Origin of the sequence: Paraburkholderia sp. RL17-373-BIF-A (assembly GCF_046030175.1) — a bacterium.
Lineage (GTDB): Bacteria > Pseudomonadota > Gammaproteobacteria > Burkholderiales > Burkholderiaceae > Paraburkholderia.
The window spans coordinates 1-396 of the sequence record NZ_JARESO010000458.1; the positions used below are offsets into that span (position 1 = coordinate 1).

1 pseudogene is annotated in these 396 nt (G+C 60.6%); it reads right to left on the reverse strand.

Annotated elements, in window-relative coordinates:
• Positions 1–38: 38 nt before the first annotated feature.
• Positions 39–396, reverse strand: a pseudogene (locus tag P0D80_RS51365) (AAA family ATPase); the annotation flags it as partial.

Genomic DNA, 396 nt, shown 5'->3' on the forward strand with positions numbered 1-396 from the left:
AGGGATACCGTCGGGGAATAGCGTGTCAAACTCGGGCGTCATTTCAACTCCTCGATCGCCTGTTGTAGCAGTTCGTCGGGTAGATGGTTCAGTCCTTTGGGCACGGCCATCTGCATAGCGGTGCGCAGAATCCGCCCCGCTTGCCGGGGCAAGCCGCGAGAGGCCTGGCGAAGTAACTCCAGGCCAGATTCGGCCAGCAACGTATGACTGCAGCCGGCGCTCTTCAATGCGTGTTGGATGAACAGGGCGAAGCGCTCGCGTTCGATCACGGGTTTGAGTTGAACGCGTGCCTGGATACGTCCATATAAAGCTGCGTACGGCGCACGCTCGAGCGTTTGGCCCAGACTCGGATGGCCTGCGAGCCAGACAGTGAGCAGGTCGCGCGAATCGAAGGCG